The sequence below is a fragment of the Ruegeria sp. CK3 genome, from assembly GCF_056536565.1.
In genome coordinates this window covers 56,940-72,319 of sequence record NZ_JBQFPV010000002.1, presented here as the reverse complement: position 1 = coordinate 72,319, position 15,380 = coordinate 56,940, and the positions used below count along the sequence as shown (strand labels likewise).

The following is a 15,380-nucleotide window of genomic DNA, read 5'->3' as shown; positions in this document are numbered from 1 at the left end:
CTTGCAGTGACTATCTTGATTTCGAGCTTGCCGTAAACTTCTTCTACAACTTTTCGCCCAATGGAGGAAAGGCTGAGCTGCGACGAGAACTTTTGAATATCCACTAGTTTTCGGGATTTAGGTCGGCTTCCGGGCCGATGGAACAATGGTTCTGAGTTTGCCAAGGGGCGTCACTTTACTCCTGCGAAGAGTATTTGTTTTTTGCGGTCTGCATCCCTTTGACACACAACGAAGTCCTCCTCATGCAAAAAGCCCTGAGGGGAAGACGCAACTGAGAAATGCCCAAAATCATCTCGCCCAGCGACTAGCGCAACCAAAGTTTTCACGCCGTTTTGCTGTTTCATTGAGGGTTTTATGAAACGCAACGCCGCACCGATGCGTCTATCGTCTGTGTTATTGGGCCCTGACGCGTGGAAAAGATGCCCGTGATGCATGGACGCCTGCCCAGCACGCAATTCGGCAGCGACTGCATCTCCTTCGTTCACATCGACTGCGATTTCCTGCCCACGTGACAACAAATTGTTTTCGTTGAAGGTGTCCACGTGAGGCACGATACGGCTTTTGTGGCTGCCAGGAATAAACTTCATACACCCGCTTTGCTCAGACGCTTCTGAAATCGCAACCCAACAAGTAACCTCTTCAGCATCGTCTAAGCCCCAATAGGTCAAGTCCTGGTGCCACGAGACTATTTTCGGTGACCGCGCTTCTTTTACGAAAAGTGCACCGCTCCAAACCATGAGGTCCGACCCTAACACCGTTGAAGCAGCCTCAATCAGCTTCGGATGGCGAAGAAGTGCATCGAATGATTGTATCAGCCTGTCCGGATACGAATATAGAAGCTTGAGTTTCTCTGGGTCGTCTCTGAGAATGCGCTCCGCATTCTCAAAATCATCGCGCAGCGTTTGGACCTCAGAAGCTGTCAGGATATCCAGCGGAGCTACGAAACCATCTCTTTCATAAGTCTTTGCAATATCACGCGTTCGTCTATCCATTGTCACTATCCGGAAAGGTTAACTGCACCTTCATTGATTGGCTTCGATCAGACGCAACCTCGAAAGCAGTGACGGCCTCGCTAACCTCGAAGGAATGCGTCACCAACTGGTCGACATTTATTAGTCCGCTTCGCATCATCTCGACCGCGACTGAGAACTCGGAATGGAAACGGAAAGACCCGCGAAGCACTATCTCTTTTGCAGTCAACGCCTGCATCGGAACTGTCATATCTCCGCCCAGACCAAGCTGAACCAATGTTCCACCTGGTCGCAAGCATGCGACGCCAGAAGCCAGAGCCGATTGAGCCCCGGAACACTCCAGTTGGACATCAACCTGGCCCTTGTCCTTTTCAAACTGCTCCAATTTTTCCGGATCGGCGTAGGTGTTGATGACGTCGTCTGCCCCGCATTCACGCGCCAGAGCAAGTGTCCAGTTCGAGATATCTGTCGCCACTATTCTGGCCGCCCCAGAACGACGCGCCACCAAGATCGTGAGGCAGCCGATCGGACCGCATCCCGTGATAAGTACCGTTTTACCGAGGAGGTTCCCAGCTTGTTTAATCGCATGCAAACAGACCGCCAGAGGTTCGGCCATAGCAGCCTGCGCAGGGCTCAACCCATCTGCCGGAACGCATTGACTGGCCTTCGCCACGAGTTTGCTTTGAAAAGCGCCTTGGATGTGTGGGAACGGCATCGCGCTGCCATAAAACTTCATATCAAGACAGTGGTTTTGCTCACCGTTCAGACAATAAGTGCAGGCTTGGCAAGGGCGGGATGGAGAAACTGCAACCAGTTGACCTAGGTGTAGCCCCTGCACGCTTGACCCAACTTTCACGATTTCCCCGGCGACTTCATGTCCTAGCACCATCGGCTGACGCAGCTTGATCGCACCAAAACCACCGTGGTTGTAATAATGCAGGTCAGAGCCGCAAATCCCACCCGCGCGCATGGCAATCAAGACTTCGTCTGGCCCCACGTCGTGAACGGCCCGGTTTTCCAACCTCAGATCTTTTGCGGCATGGATAACAACAGCAACACTGGCCGAAGACATTGCACGGACTCCCTATACAGATTGCCAAAAGATACGGATAGTCGGTGCTGACAACCAAGGAATTTTTGCATGACGCTTGAAATGTTCAACCTAAAGGGAACGCGCGCACTGGTAACAGGCTCTAGCCAGGGCATTGGATTTGCGTTGGCTCGTGGCTTGGCTGCCGCCGGTGCGCAGGTCGTTTTGAACGGGCGCGACACTGCTAAACTAGCGGCAGCAGCGTCCGAGTTGAGTGAGACAGGCGCCTCGGTACGCGAACTTTCGTTCGATGCAACCGATCACGAAGGTGTCCGATCTGCCGTGGACAGTTTTGAAGAGAACGTCGGTCCCATAGACATCCTGATAAACAATGCCGGAATGCAACATAGGACGGAGCTACAGGATTTCCCCGCTGATGCGTTCGAGCGCCTGCTACAGACAAATGTCGCGTCCGTCTTTCACGTCGGTCAGGCTGTGGCACGGCACATGATTGAAAGAAAGTCAGGTAAGATCATCAACATCGCGTCGGTGCAATCCGCATTGGCACGACCAGGTATTGCGCCCTACACGGCAACAAAAGGTGCTGTAACCAACCTGACAAAAGGAATGGCAACTGATTGGGCCAAGTATGGCCTGAACTGCAATGCAATTGCGCCTGGATATTTCGATACACCTTTGAACGCCGCATTGGTTGCTGACCCAGAGTTCAGTGCATGGCTCGAGAAACGTACCCCAGCCGGTCGCTGGGGCAATGTAGAAGAACTTGTCGGTGCCGCCATTTTCCTTGCGTCCCCCGCATCCAGTTTCGTCAATGGACATACTCTCTACGTTGATGGTGGAATAACGGCGTCACTTTGATTTGTGGCGCTCAATCGTCTTCTAAGCGCGACTGACGGTAGATGCCGTCTATAGCGCCGACGCCAATGCAATCACCACAACAACCATCAACGAAGCCGCCATCGCAAAGTTGATCCTTTGATGCGATCTCTCGCTTAAATCAAGGCTGCCCAGCTTTGCGCCGGCACCCAACCAGATCATGTGCACTGGCACCCAAATCATATTGAAAACTATGATTTTTATGACGACCTCCCAAACGGGCGCATCCGGCAAAAAGGCAAACCCTGAAAACAATGCTGTGCCAACCACGTAAGCCTTGGGATTAATGAACTGAAGTGTCAGACCGTTCGCAAAACCAAGTGGTGAGGCCGCTGGGGAAAACCCGACCTTTGAGCCAGCGCTTGCAATACGCCAGGCGAGAAACCCCAAGTACCCGACAGAGGCAAATAGAAGGAAAGTTCTAAGCACCGGTATCGCCAAAGCTACGGCAGCGACTCCAGAGACAACCAACATCATGTTGATGAACCCGCCCAGCATCAAACCGGCCACAAAAGCGAGTCCAGCTCGAAAACCAAATGCTGATCCAATACCCGCAGTTGTCAAAACACCTGGGCCCGGCGTAATCAGCAGAAAGAAAACCGCAACAGCAAACTCAAACACTTTTCAGATCAGCCCGTTACAGATTTCTGCATTCTGGCACAGCTGTGATCACCGTTCCGTCCTTAATGTGTTGCAGCAGATTGTCGACAGTTAGGTCACCCATTGCTGCTCGCGTCTCAATAGTCGCGCTACCAGCGTGAGGGAGCAGAGTGACATTGGACAGCTCGCGCAATGCTTTTGGAACACGCGGTTCGTCCTCAAAAACATCAAGCCCCGCCCACCCAAGCTCGCCGTTTTGCAATGCATTAATTAGGGCAGTTTCGTCGACGACCGAACCTCGGCTAACGTTTATTAAAGTGCCGCCTGCCCCCAACGCGCGCAGCACCTCAGCGTTGACCAGCTTATTCGTCGACGGACCACCGGGCGTGATGCATATGAGGACGTCCACATGTTCTGCCATTTCAACCAAATTGTCGAAATACCGGTATGGGACATCCTTCTGATTGCGAGTGTGATAAGAGATTTCGGGGGCCCACGGCTCCAACTTATCAACGATCGCCTGACCAATGCGACCAAGACCAAGAATGCCTATTTTTTGATTGTCCGCAGACCGCGTCAAAGGGGCATTGCCTTCAACTTCCCACCGTCCGGACCGAACGTAGTCATCGTCACGTATGAGTTCTCGGTAACATGACAGCAATAGCAGAACGGCGGTTGTTGCGACTTCTTTGTTCAACACATTGGGTGTGTGCGTCACAACAATCCCACGCTCAGCCGCGGCGTTCGCGTCGACGGCGTCGTAGCCGACCCCATAAACACTGATCATCTTCAGATTACTGAGTGATGTCATCAGGTCATGCGGAACACCATCGTGCCCGTTCGTAACGATATGCGTAACATTTTCCGCGTTGAAATCGTCCAATTGATGAATTTCGAACGCTGCGGACAGGCGCTCTCGCATCCGTTCAGTGATCCCTCCGATTTGCAACAAGTCAGTCATCTTGGCCGACCTTTTGCCGCTGAACACCAAGCCCATCGATGCGAAGCTCCATCACGTCGCCCTTTTTTAGGTAAATGGGTTCCGGATTGATCCCCATTCCAACACCGGGCGGCGTTCCAGTTGAAATGACGTCACCGGGGTACAGTGTGAATAGTTGGCTTAGATGCTCAATGATCTCGGCAACGGAAAAGATCATCGTGGCAGTATTCCCGGTTTGCATGCGCTGACCGTTTACATCCAGTGACATGCCAAGGTTTTGGGGATCTGGCACCTCATCCCGGGTAACTAGCCAAGGACCAGTAGGGCCGAATGTGTCGCAAGACTTGCCTTTGGTCCATTGACCGGTCAGTTGAGTTTGAAAATGTCTTTCCGACACATCGTTTACGATGCAATAGCCCGCAACATGCTGGAGCGCGTTGGCCTTGGAAACGTATTTGGCGGTCTTGCCGATGACGACACCCAGTTCGCATTCCCAGTCGGTGTGTGTAGATCCTCGCGGCATGACAACATCGTCATATGCCCCAATGACCGCTGAGTTAGCCTTGAAAAAAAGTATCGGATGCGCGGGAATATCTGCGCCGGTTTCTGCAGCATGGTCCGAGTAGTTCAAACCGATGCAAAGAAACTTACCAATTTCACCGACACAGGGTGCGATACGAGGGTCACCCTCTACAATTGGCAGGTTGTTCGGATCCAATGAGCGCAAATTATCAAGCGTTCCGTCATCCAGCACGTCACCCGTGATATCATTGATATGAGCGGACAGATCCCGCAATTGACCCTCAGAGTCGACCAGGGCCGGCTTTTCCGAGCCCTCGGCTCCGTAACGAACAAGTTTCATTTCTGTTCCTTTTAGTGGTTATCGCGTGGCATGAAGCCTCGCGCGATATCGCGGTAGTTTTCTGCACCCTTGAGCGTCATACCGCGATCCAGGCGATCTACCTTTTCGCGGAATATTTCCTGCCACGGGGATTGGTTGGGCGGCATTGCATACCCGCCACTTGCCTCCAGGTCGCGGGCGCGTTCATGCAGCTCTTCGAGCGAAACCAGCATATCTGCTGTGCCTTTGCCAAGATCGATGCGCAGTCGGTCGCCATTTCGCACCAAGGCTAACCCACCACCCTCTGCAGCTTCGGGTGAGGCGTTCAGGATAGACGGACTTCCTGATGTACCGGATTGCCGTCCATCACCGATGCAAGGAAGGGCTTCGATGCCTTGCTTTATCAAATATGCGGGCGGACGCATATTCACGACCTCTGCGGCACCCGGGTATCCTTTTGGCCCTGCTCCACGCATAATCAGAATACAGTTTGCGTCGATGTTTTCTGCGGGATCATCGATCCGATGGTGAAAGTCCTCAGGCCCATCAAACACAACTGCCCTGCCCTCAAATGCATTGGGATCATCCGGGTTCGACAGGTAGGTCTCTCGAAATGCCTTGGAAATCACAGATGTCTTCATAATCGCGCTTTCGAACAGGTTGCCCGAGAGATTGATGAACCCCGCCTGTTGCTTAACCGGGCTACCGACGGGCTTGATTACTTCGCTATTCAGCGACCGGCGCGCCGAGCAATTATTGCCCATTGTCTTGCCGTTCACCGTTATCGCATCGGGATGCGGCAGCAATCCAGCATCCAGAAGCTCGCCGACAACGGCGGGAACACCCCCGGCCTGTTGGTAGTCTTCGCCCAGATATTCACCCGCAGGCTGCATATTAACCAACAGAGGAACGTCGTGGCCAAGCTTCTGCCAGTCATCGTTGTTCAATGGAACACCAAGATGCCGGGCGATTGCATTCAGGTGGATCGGCGCGTTCGTCGATCCACCAATCGCAGAGTTGACAACAATCGCATTCTCAAAAGCCTGACGTGTCATCACATCGCTGGGGCGCAGATCTTCCCAGACCATGTCCACAATACGTCTGCCGGTTTCATAACTGATTTGACCGCGCTCTCTATACGGGGCTGGTACGGCTGCTGATCCGGGCAATTGCATACCCAAGGCTTCAGCAAGCGAATTCATGGTCGTTGCTGTTCCCATCGTATTGCAATACCCCACCGAAGGTGCTGCGGCGGCTGCGATTTCCATGAACTCATCGGTGTCGATTTCGTCAGCCGCAAGGTCTTCGCGCGCTTTCCAAATAACCGTGCCCGATCCGGCGCGTTCACCTTTCCACCAACCGTTCAGCATTGGACCAACTGACAAGGCAATCGCTGGGATGTTGACAGTCGCAGCGGCCATAAGAAGTGCGGGCGTGGTCTTGTCACAACCAATGTTCAGAACAACGCCGTCAATCGGATATCCGAATAGACTCTCAACCAATGAGAGATAAGCCAGATTGCGGTCAAGCGATGCCGTTGGCCGTTTACCGGTTTCTTGTATCGGGTGGACTGGTATTTCGATGCACGTTCCCCCGGCGGCGATGATTCCGTCGCGAACGCGTTTGGACAACTCGATGTGATGCCGATTGCAGGGGCTCAAATCACTGCCGGTTTGAGCAATGCCAATGATCGGTTTGCCTGATTGCAGCTCCGCACGGGTCAACCCGTAATTCAGGTATCTTTCCAGATACAATGCAGTCATCTCAAGGTTCTCGGAATTCATAAACCACTTGCGAGATCGCAGATCGTCCATCGATACTTTTGTCATTGGGCTGACCAACCTCCGTCAATTTTATGTGTATGTCCTGTGGTGAATGCACTCTCACCGCACGCCGGATAGACGACATATGCAGCAATCTCCTTTGCTTTCGCTACACGACCCGTAGGCTGGCGCGCCACAAATTGTGCAAAGGCTTCTTCTCTGCTGCCCAGCTGCTCTCCCAGCGCATCTACGCGGTCACGCCTGTTGGGACTCTCGACTGTTCCAGGGCAAGTACAATTGCGCCGGATTTCTCGCACTATGAAATCCATGGTCACCAATTTCGTCACCCCAACAACGGCAACCTTCGTCGTATGCATCATAGAGTGCAGATTGAGGTCCATGGCGAAATCCCATTCACCATCCGTTGCATCCAGAATAGTTCCGTGATGCACGAACCCGTCGCGATTGGACAAAACAACTGACTTCAATCGCGCGACCCCATGACGAACACTGTTATACTTCCCCACATCCTTCTCGAAAATTGCGGGATTTTCGAGATTCCGGCCGCGAATCGAATTTAGATTTTCGGAGTTTATAGCCGCCGCATAGACTTTCGAACCCTTTCTTGCCAATTCATCCGTGCTTGCAGTTCCGATCACTTGTACGGCGGCTGTGACTAGTCCTTGCTCCTCCTTAACCCTTTCTAACATATAAGTATTCCAACTCTTAAAGTGGCGGCTGAACAAGTGCTATTTCGTTCCGCAGATCAACCGAGAAGCAAAGAAACCTTGGCGGTTTCGCAACGACTTCTGGCATGTGGGCCCAGAGCCGTTAGCGTATGACAGAGATTTTGGTTTGGCCATAACCATGCGTGGCGCACCTTGGGAAGGACATAGATGATGAGCAAACAGTTCAAAGTGGCTCTGTTGGGAACTGGCCTGATGGGAGCTCCCATGGCGCGGAATATTTTGCGCGCCGAATTTCCGCTCACTGTATGGAACCGCAGCTTGGAAAAGGCAAAACCGTTGACAGCAGAAGGCGCGACGTTGGCGGAAACTGCCCCGCTGGCGATTTCGCGTGCAGACGTAATAATAACGATGCTCTCGGACGGATACGCGACCCGCGCGCTACTTTCTGACGAGGCTTTCCGCGAACAACTCAAACCAGGGATGATCTGGATTGATATGTCCAGCGCCAAACCCGAACATGCCAGAGAGCAATCCGAGCAATTGTCCTTGATGGGGGTGCAGCATCTGGACGCCCCGGTTTCCGGTGGCACCAAAGGGGCCGAAGCTGGCACCCTTGCGATCATGGTCGGTGGCGATCAGGACGTTATGGAGCGCGTGCGAGCGGTTCTGAAAGCAATGGGGCGTCCTGTGCATGTTGGCCCAAGTGGTTCCGGTCAACTATGCAAATTGGCCAATCAAACAATTGTCGCTGTGACAATATCGGCTGTCGCCGAAGCGACATTGCTGGCTCAACAAGGCGGTGCAGACCCCACCGCGTTGAGGGCCGCACTGAAGGGGGGGTTTGCGGATAGCATTATCTTACAACAACATGGCGAACGCATGTCTGATGGAAATTTTGTACCCGGAGGATTGTCTAAGTTTCAATTAAAGGATTTGGACAACACGCTAGAAGAAGCGCGCAGCCTTGGAATTGACCTACCCAGCACCCAATCTGTGCGTGACCGTTTCGAATTTCTGATAAACGAAATGGATGGCGCCGAGCTGGATCATTCGGCTTTGTATCTGGAACTCAAAAAACGGAACGGAATGCTGTGACGCGGATCCTTGTTATAGGCGGTGGAGGAATGCTGGGCCAGAAACTGGCCCAACGCGTTTCGACCCAAGAAATTTTTGGAGCAGGTGCTCAACTCTCACTGTTCGATCTCTCATTCCCGCTCGACGGTGCGCCAGGTAAGCAAATTGAGGGGAACTTGACCACGTCAGGCATCGCCAAGTCGGTTGCAGCTCAGCGCCCGGACGTCATATTTCACCTTGCAGCTATCGTTTCAGGCCAAGCTGAAACTGACTTTGCGTTGGGCTGGGATGTCAACCTTATGGCAACCTGGGCACTGCTAAACGCACTCAGAGATGAACACGAGGCATCAGAAGGCGAGTACACGCCTCGTCTCGTTTTTGCCTCATCGATAGCGGTTTTCGGGGCACCGTACCCCGACAAGATAAGCGATGAGTTCCTCTCGGCACCTTTAACCAGTTACGGAGCGCAGAAAGCGGCCTCTGAATTGATGATTACGGATTTCAGCAGGAAAGGATATATCGACGGTATTTCCTTGCGCTTGCCCACTTTGTGTGTACGCCCAGGCAAAGCGAACGCTGCCGCTTCGTCCTTCTTTTCAGGTATAGTTAGAGAGCCATTGAATGGGGATGAGGCTATCTTGCCAGTTGCCGAAACTGTTCGCCACTGGCACGCCAGCCCCCGCGCCGCTGCGACTTTTTTAACCCATGCAGCAACGATGGACACGCAGCTTTTGAATGACAGACGCGCCTTGAACATGCCGGGCGTAAGTTGCACCGTCGCCGAACAAATCGAGGCGTTGCGCGCCGTGGCCGGTCAAGATGCAGTTGGCCTTGTCAGGCGAGAACCCGACGAGGCAATCGAACGAATAGTCAAGAATTGGCCCCGCGACTTTCAAACGGATCGCGCTGTGGAGTTGGGGTTCGAGGCGGAATCAAGCTTCGACGAAATCATTCAGGTGTATTTGGAAGACGATTTTCGGCGCTAGTCGCCCATCGTCTTTCCAGTTAGGTGGCGTTTCAGATGATCGTGAATTTTCTCTCGTGTTAGCTGCTCATCCCCTGACAATGCTGCCTCAAGTATATCGGCATGGTGTCTTATGTTCTGAGAAATGAACTCAAAGTTCCTGTCAGCCACCATCAACTGCTGTCTGAATTGCGCGTAAACTCGGCCATGCATTTGTTTTAAGGTTTCCGAGCCACAGGCAGAAATAAGCGTTTGGTGAAACTCCTTCTCCGATGCAAACCATATCTCGATAAGGCCGCTCGGGTCGTCCGTGGCATGAATGCGTTTTTCGATATGACTGAGTTTGTGATGCGCGGCCGTTAGTCTTGCTTCCCAATCCACCCCGCCACTACGGATCGACATTGCGGTACCTTCGGCCTCCAACAAAACACGGACATGTGTCAATTCGATAAGCTTCTGCGGCGAACGCATTGGCACGCGGAAACCCTTTTGTTCCTGAAAGTCCACCAACCCTACAGCGGACAATCGAAAAAGGACTTCGCGAACTGCACTCGCAGAACAGCCATACTCTTTACGTAATTCTTCGGCCCGCACCTTGGCTCCATGCTCGAATCCATTCGAGATCAGGCGCATCTTAAGATTTTGATAAATATCGACTTCTTCTTTCATCCCGGTATGCGCCTTCAAATTTTGTCCAAGTAGGGTCCTAAGCCTATTTTTGACTTTACGCAAGAATCTCGAAATTTTTAGAAATTTCAAATTCTTCTTGTTGCATTCGATTCGTCGGCTTAACGTTTATCTGCGTGACGGCAAAGGAGGCGGCAAGATCTCCCTCTCCGCGCAACGCTCAACGTCTGGGAGGACAACATGAAAATAGTCAAGACAGCGGCCGTGGCGGCCGTAGCCACGACAATGGCAGCTGGTTTCGCGATGGCTGAAACCACGAAGCTTAGAATTCAAACCCATTTTTCGCCCGAAACTCTGTCTGGCCAGATGGCTGCAAAATTCGTTGAAGACATTCAGGAAATGTCGAACGGCGAAATCGAAGTTGAAATGTTCTATTCCTCTTCGGTGGTCAAATCAGTTGAAACCTTCGACGCCGCAGCTACCGGAATTCTGGATTGCGACATGACGGGTGGCGGCTATCAGACCGGTAAAAATCCGGCCTTCCAGTTCGCGGGCGACCTGCTCGGTGGGTATCAGAACCCCTATCAGCAAATGGCCTGGCTTCTTCATGGCGGCGGAAGAGAAGCTGTAAATGATCTATACAACGGCTACGACATGGAATTCATCGGATGGTGGATTCCCGGGCCGGAGTCGCTTTCTTCGACAAAGCCGATTGCAAAAGTGGAAGACTTCAAGGATTGGAAGTTCCGCTCGCCTCCAGGCCTTGCAACCAAGGTGTTCGCGGAACTTGGCGCTTCTCCGATCGTGATGGACTTCAACGAAATCTTCACGGCATTGGAAACCGGCATCATTGATGGTGCGGATGCTGCGAACCTGACGAACAACGTTGGTCTGGGTCTGTACGAGATCGCAGGTCACACAAACTATCCCGGTTTCCACTCGATGCCCGCAGATCACCTCGCCTGTCGCAAAGACGTTTGGGAAGCGATGCCTGCGCACCATAAGAAGATCATGGAAGTCGCAATGGATAGCTTGGCATTGCATAACGCCACCATCAACGAAGTGCAAAACGCTCAGACTGCAAAAGACCTGAAAGCAAAGGGTGTTCAGTTGTACGAATGGACGCCTGAAGATCTGGCAGCCTATCGCGCGGCCGTTCAAGTCGGTTGGACTGAGTTCGCAACGACCCCTGAAGCACAGGCGCTGCTGGAAAGCCACATCAACTTCCTGCGTGACCTGGGCGCAATGCAGTAATCAGGCTGCGACCGACTTACGACACACGGAAAGGCCGCGCTTGCGGCCTCTCCGGTTCGGCGCCGGGATCCAGAGCTTCATGAAAATCACCAGAATAATAAGTCACGTACTGCAGTACGACATGCCGGAAGTTCTGGGCTACTCGCAACAGTACTACGACAAGCGCACAACCCATCTGGTCGAGATTCAGACAGATGAAGGGGTAACTGGTTGGGGGGAGTGCTTTGGCCCTGGAAACGTAGCCATTGCCAACAAATCCATCCTGGAAAAGGTCATCCAGCCAATGGTCCTTGGCATGGACCCTTTGGACAAAGACGTGATCTGGCACAAGGTGTACAACCTTTTGCGAGACCATGGCCAAAGCGGAATGCCAATACAGGCTTTGTCCGGGGTGGACATTGCACTTTGGGACATCACCGGCAAAATCTCTGACCTCCCCCTACATAAGCTTGTCGGAGGCGCGCATCGCACAAGCGTTCCTTGCTACGGCTACGGCATGATGCTTCGGGATGAACCGATTGCCAATCTGGCCAGCCGTTTTGAGGATGAAGCCGCAAAGATCAAGGAGATGGGATTTACCGCCACCAAAATGAAAACGGGCTTTGGCCCGAAGCCTGACGTGAAGCTGTGCGAAGCAGTTCGACGCGGGGTTGGTAATGACTTTCCATTTATGGTCGATGCAAACCATGCCTATACGACCTCGGATGCATTTTTTGTTGGTCGGGCGCTGGAAGAACTGGACGCATATTGGTTCGAAGAACCCGTCGCGCCAGAAGACATGGACGGATACCGCGAATTGCGCACTTCGCTGAAGGTCAACATCTCGGGCGGTGAGACGGTATTCAATCGCTGGGCCTGGCGCAGTCTTCTTGAAAATCGCGGAATAGATATAGCGCAGCCAGAAGTTTGCGCTTTGGGCGGTGTTTCAGAGTATCTCAGGGTACTGGCCCTATGCCACGCACATTTCACACCGGTCGTGAATCACGTCTGGGGTAGCGCCATCGCTGTCGCAACAAATCTGCATTTACTGGCGGCCATGCCCGCGATTCCGGGCGGCTTGCACCCATGGGAGCCGATGCTGGAGTTCGACACAACGGACAACAAGTTTAGGGACGACCTGCTGACCGTACCGCTGGAAATTCAAAATCAGGTCAAGGCCAATAACGGCCGTGTCATGATCCCGACTGGCCCCGGACTGGGTGTCGAGCCGGATCGAGACTTTATCGATCACTACAGGATCGAAGGATAGGGACGAGGGTTACGCGATGCACAAGAATTCAGGCGGACCAATTGAATGGCTCATACCGTTGGCCTTCGTCGCGACGGCCAGTTGGCTTGTTTGGCATCTCCCTGCATTCCTATTGGATTGGCTGCCGTACACCTCTGAATCCCTGAAAAGTCAGGTAACAGAAATATATCTGCGCAGCGACATCACGCCCGAATTGTCTGGCGTGTTCGGGGGGTATGTCGACATCATCGACGTGGCCGCGCTCGTCCTTCTCCCGTTTCTTGCAGTGATTGGTACCAAGACCGTGCGCCCAGCGACGATGGAGTTCGAAGGCACGACGGTTATGGATCGTTTCGCCCTGTTCATAGGCCGAGTGACGATGATGATGATCGCAATCATGACTGTCGTCATGCTCTACGAAGTCTTCATGCGCTATATCCTGGAAAAGCCGACCGAGTGGGCCAACGAAATGACACTCTGGTTCGCCAGCTTTGTGTTTTTGATGTCTGGTTACTACGCCATGCAGCAACGCAGTCACATTCGAATATTCCTGCTGTACGACGCAGTTCCACGATGGCTTCAACGCGTTTTTGATACGGTTTCGACAATACTGATCGTGCTGTTTGCCTTCTTTTTGGTCTACGGCAGCTACAAACAGGTGTTCGTCAACAAGCTCTATAAATGGGAGCTTTATGGCTCTGCCTTCAATCCTCCGATCCCGGCGACGTTGCAGCCGATGGTGCTGATCGTGATTACGCTCGTCGCAATGCAAGCAATTTTGAACTTAATCGCGGATTGGAACAAAGAACCGGAAATCCACACAGATGAACCGGACGAAGACGAAATTGAAATGATCAAACGAGCGGTGGGACAAGACTGATGGATATTGGAACAATCTCACTCATCCTGATGGTCGCCCTGATCGTGCTTCTGGCGATCGGAATGCCCTTGGGTCTAGCCTCGGCCTCCCTTGCAGTTCTGGTTCTTGTCCTGAAGTTTGAACCGACGCTGCTTTTGAACCCATTTTCATTCGGCGACGGGGTTCTCACCGGTCGGCCAGGCACTGGGCCACTCTATATCCTGGCGCAGAAGATATACGGGCTCTTAACGGACTACGTGCTCATATCAGTGCCATTGTTTATCTTCATGGCGTCGCTGCTAGAGCGGTCCGGGATCGCGCGTGACATGTATTCGTCGCTGAATGTCTGGCTGTCCAGAACACGCGGCGGCATCGCAATCGTGACCTCGATCATGGCCGTGATCATGGCGGCCATGTCCGGTATCATCGGCGGTGAAGTTGTCCTGCTGGGCCTTATCGCCCTGCCCCAGATGCTGCGCCTCGGCTACGATCAGAACCTCGCGATCGGTGTCATCTGCGCCTCAGGGTCGCTAGGCACTATGATCCCGCCCTCGATCGTTTTGATCATCTATGGGCTGATCACCGAAACCTCGATCAAGTCGCTGTTCACCGCGTCTTTCATTCCCGGCTTCATGCTGGCCTCGATGATCATCCTGTACATAATCATCCGCACGCAGTTGAATCCTCATCACGCTCCGCTGCCGGAGCCGGACCCGAACGACCCCGAACCGGCTGAAAAACGCAAACTGTTTGGGGCCTTCATGAGCATCGTCGTCGCAGGATTTTCCACTGTTCTGTTTATCCGGGCTGCGTTCTTCGAGCTTTCCGGATCAAACGCTGCCAGTCAGGGCGAGCCCGCGAGGCTGGGAACGGCTGACTACCTGCCCTGGTTTGCCGGTATCACGATCGTTGCCCTTCTGCTGATCTTCTTCGTCTTTGGCAGGGAGCGCGCTAAAATCGGGTGGGAAATGGGCAAAGGCCTCGTTGCGCCGCTGGTCGTCATCGGCGTCGTGCTCGGCTCGATCTATGGCGGGATCACAGGCATCACCGAGGCTGCTGGTATGGGCGCCTTTGCTGTTCTGATCATCGCCATCCTGCGGGGCGAAGGATCGTTCGAGCTGGTTTGGGACAGCTTGATGCGAACGCTAAAATCCACAGGCACCATCATCTGGGTTACGATCGGGGCCGCCGCGCTGGCGGGTGCCTACACAATTGCTGGCGGGCCCCAATACGTGGCCGACCTTATCGTCGGCCAGGAGCTGCCGACTATGCTGGTCATTCTGGTGATGATGCTGATCTTGCTGTTCATGGGCGCGTTCATGGATTGGGTCGGCATTGTGCTGTTAATCATTCCGGTCTTTCTGCCGATCGTCCTGCGCCTTCCTATCGAAGAAATCGGAGTTTTTGGCCAGTTGGAGCCGAGTCATGTCGCCATCTGGTTCGGCGTCGTGTTCTGTATGAACATGCAGGTCAGCTTCCTCTCGCCCCCTTTTGGCCCGGCGGCGTTCTACCTGAAGTCGGTTGCCCCGCCGCATATCAGTCTGACGGATATCTTCCGCGGCTTCCTGCCGTTCATCGGGATCCAGTTGCTGGCGCTTTCCGTTCTTCTGATCTGGCCGGGCATCATCGCGCTACTGTTGTGA

General features: G+C 53.3%; 15 protein-coding genes. 7 read left to right on the top strand and 8 right to left on the bottom strand.

Annotated features, from left to right (window positions below; genetic code table 11):
• Window positions 1-170 precede the first annotated feature (170 nt).
• Window positions 171-992, bottom strand: coding sequence for a phytanoyl-CoA dioxygenase family protein (locus ACR0C3_RS02620; protein ID WP_480757013.1), 822 nt, complete (start codon window positions 990-992; stop codon window positions 171-173).
• Entirely contained in the window at window positions 985-2,043 is a 1,059-nt protein-coding gene (locus ACR0C3_RS02615; protein ID WP_480757012.1) for an L-idonate 5-dehydrogenase, read from the bottom strand. The genes ACR0C3_RS02620 and ACR0C3_RS02615 overlap by 8 nt, the downstream gene beginning before the upstream one ends.
• 69 nt (window positions 2,044-2,112) lie before the next feature.
• On the opposite strand from ACR0C3_RS02615, the gene ACR0C3_RS02610 reads away from it, so the two are divergent.
• Window positions 2,113-2,880 (top strand): SDR family oxidoreductase, encoded by a 768-nt coding sequence (locus ACR0C3_RS02610; RefSeq protein ID WP_480757010.1) that lies wholly within the window; start codon window positions 2,113-2,115, stop codon window positions 2,878-2,880.
• A 48-nt stretch (window positions 2,881-2,928) separates the two neighbouring features.
• Here ACR0C3_RS02610 and ACR0C3_RS02605 read toward each other — a convergent pair whose 3' ends face one another.
• From ACR0C3_RS02605 to ACR0C3_RS02585, 5 genes are read right to left on the bottom strand one after another with little or no spacing between them, the layout of a single operon-like run.
• Complete coding sequence (locus ACR0C3_RS02605) at window positions 2,929-3,519, bottom strand: LysE family translocator (protein WP_480757008.1); 591 nt, start codon at window positions 3,517-3,519, stop codon at window positions 2,929-2,931.
• 16 nt (window positions 3,520-3,535) lie between these two features.
• Window positions 3,536-4,459, bottom strand: a complete 924-nt coding sequence (locus tag ACR0C3_RS02600) for a 2-hydroxyacid dehydrogenase (protein WP_480757006.1) — start codon at window positions 4,457-4,459, stop codon at window positions 3,536-3,538.
• Window positions 4,452-5,300, bottom strand: coding sequence for a fumarylacetoacetate hydrolase family protein (locus ACR0C3_RS02595; protein WP_480757004.1), 849 nt, complete (start codon window positions 5,298-5,300; stop codon window positions 4,452-4,454). The genes ACR0C3_RS02600 and ACR0C3_RS02595 overlap by 8 nt, the downstream gene beginning before the upstream one ends.
• An 11-nt stretch (window positions 5,301-5,311) precedes the next feature.
• The gene (locus ACR0C3_RS02590; RefSeq protein WP_170642371.1) at window positions 5,312-7,108 is read right to left on the bottom strand and encodes an IlvD/Edd family dehydratase; all 1,797 of its coding nucleotides are present in this window, start codon (window positions 7,106-7,108) and stop codon (window positions 5,312-5,314) included.
• Window positions 7,105-7,752, bottom strand: coding sequence for an SDR family oxidoreductase (locus tag ACR0C3_RS02585; RefSeq protein ID WP_170551831.1), 648 nt, complete (start codon window positions 7,750-7,752; stop codon window positions 7,105-7,107). The genes ACR0C3_RS02590 and ACR0C3_RS02585 overlap by 4 nt, the downstream gene beginning before the upstream one ends.
• 189 nt (window positions 7,753-7,941) lie before the next feature.
• Here ACR0C3_RS02585 and ACR0C3_RS02580 point away from each other — a divergent pair, with 189 nt between their 5' ends.
• The gene (locus ACR0C3_RS02580; protein ID WP_480757003.1) at window positions 7,942-8,826 is read left to right on the top strand and encodes an NAD(P)-dependent oxidoreductase; all 885 of its coding nucleotides are present in this window, start codon (window positions 7,942-7,944) and stop codon (window positions 8,824-8,826) included.
• Window positions 8,823-9,791, top strand: coding sequence for a D-erythronate dehydrogenase (gene denD, locus ACR0C3_RS02575; protein ID WP_480757002.1), 969 nt, complete (start codon window positions 8,823-8,825; stop codon window positions 9,789-9,791). Before ACR0C3_RS02580 ends, denD begins: the two co-directional genes overlap by 4 nt.
• Here denD and ACR0C3_RS02570 read toward each other — a convergent pair.
• On the bottom strand, window positions 9,788-10,438 hold the full coding sequence (locus ACR0C3_RS02570; RefSeq protein ID WP_480757000.1) for a GntR family transcriptional regulator: 651 nt from the start codon (window positions 10,436-10,438) through the stop codon (window positions 9,788-9,790). The two genes, denD and ACR0C3_RS02570, sit on opposite strands and share 4 nt — an antisense overlap.
• 198 nt (window positions 10,439-10,636) lie before the next feature.
• Here ACR0C3_RS02570 and ACR0C3_RS02565 point away from each other — a divergent pair, with 198 nt between their 5' ends.
• From ACR0C3_RS02565 to ACR0C3_RS02550, 4 genes are all read left to right on the top strand, one after another.
• Window positions 10,637-11,650, top strand: coding sequence for a TRAP transporter substrate-binding protein (locus tag ACR0C3_RS02565; RefSeq protein WP_170376099.1), 1,014 nt, complete (start codon window positions 10,637-10,639; stop codon window positions 11,648-11,650).
• Between the two features lie 79 nt (window positions 11,651-11,729).
• The gene (locus ACR0C3_RS02560; RefSeq protein WP_480756998.1) at window positions 11,730-12,899 is read left to right on the top strand and encodes a mandelate racemase/muconate lactonizing enzyme family protein; all 1,170 of its coding nucleotides are present in this window, start codon (window positions 11,730-11,732) and stop codon (window positions 12,897-12,899) included.
• 16 nt (window positions 12,900-12,915) lie between these two features.
• Window positions 12,916-13,758: a TRAP transporter small permease subunit gene (locus tag ACR0C3_RS02555; protein ID WP_170558357.1), complete on the top strand. Its 843-nt coding sequence runs from the start codon at window positions 12,916-12,918 to the stop codon at window positions 13,756-13,758.
• Entirely contained in the window at window positions 13,758-15,380 is a 1,623-nt protein-coding gene (locus tag ACR0C3_RS02550) for a TRAP transporter large permease (protein ID WP_142634770.1), read from the top strand. Before ACR0C3_RS02555 ends, ACR0C3_RS02550 begins: the two co-directional genes overlap by 1 nt.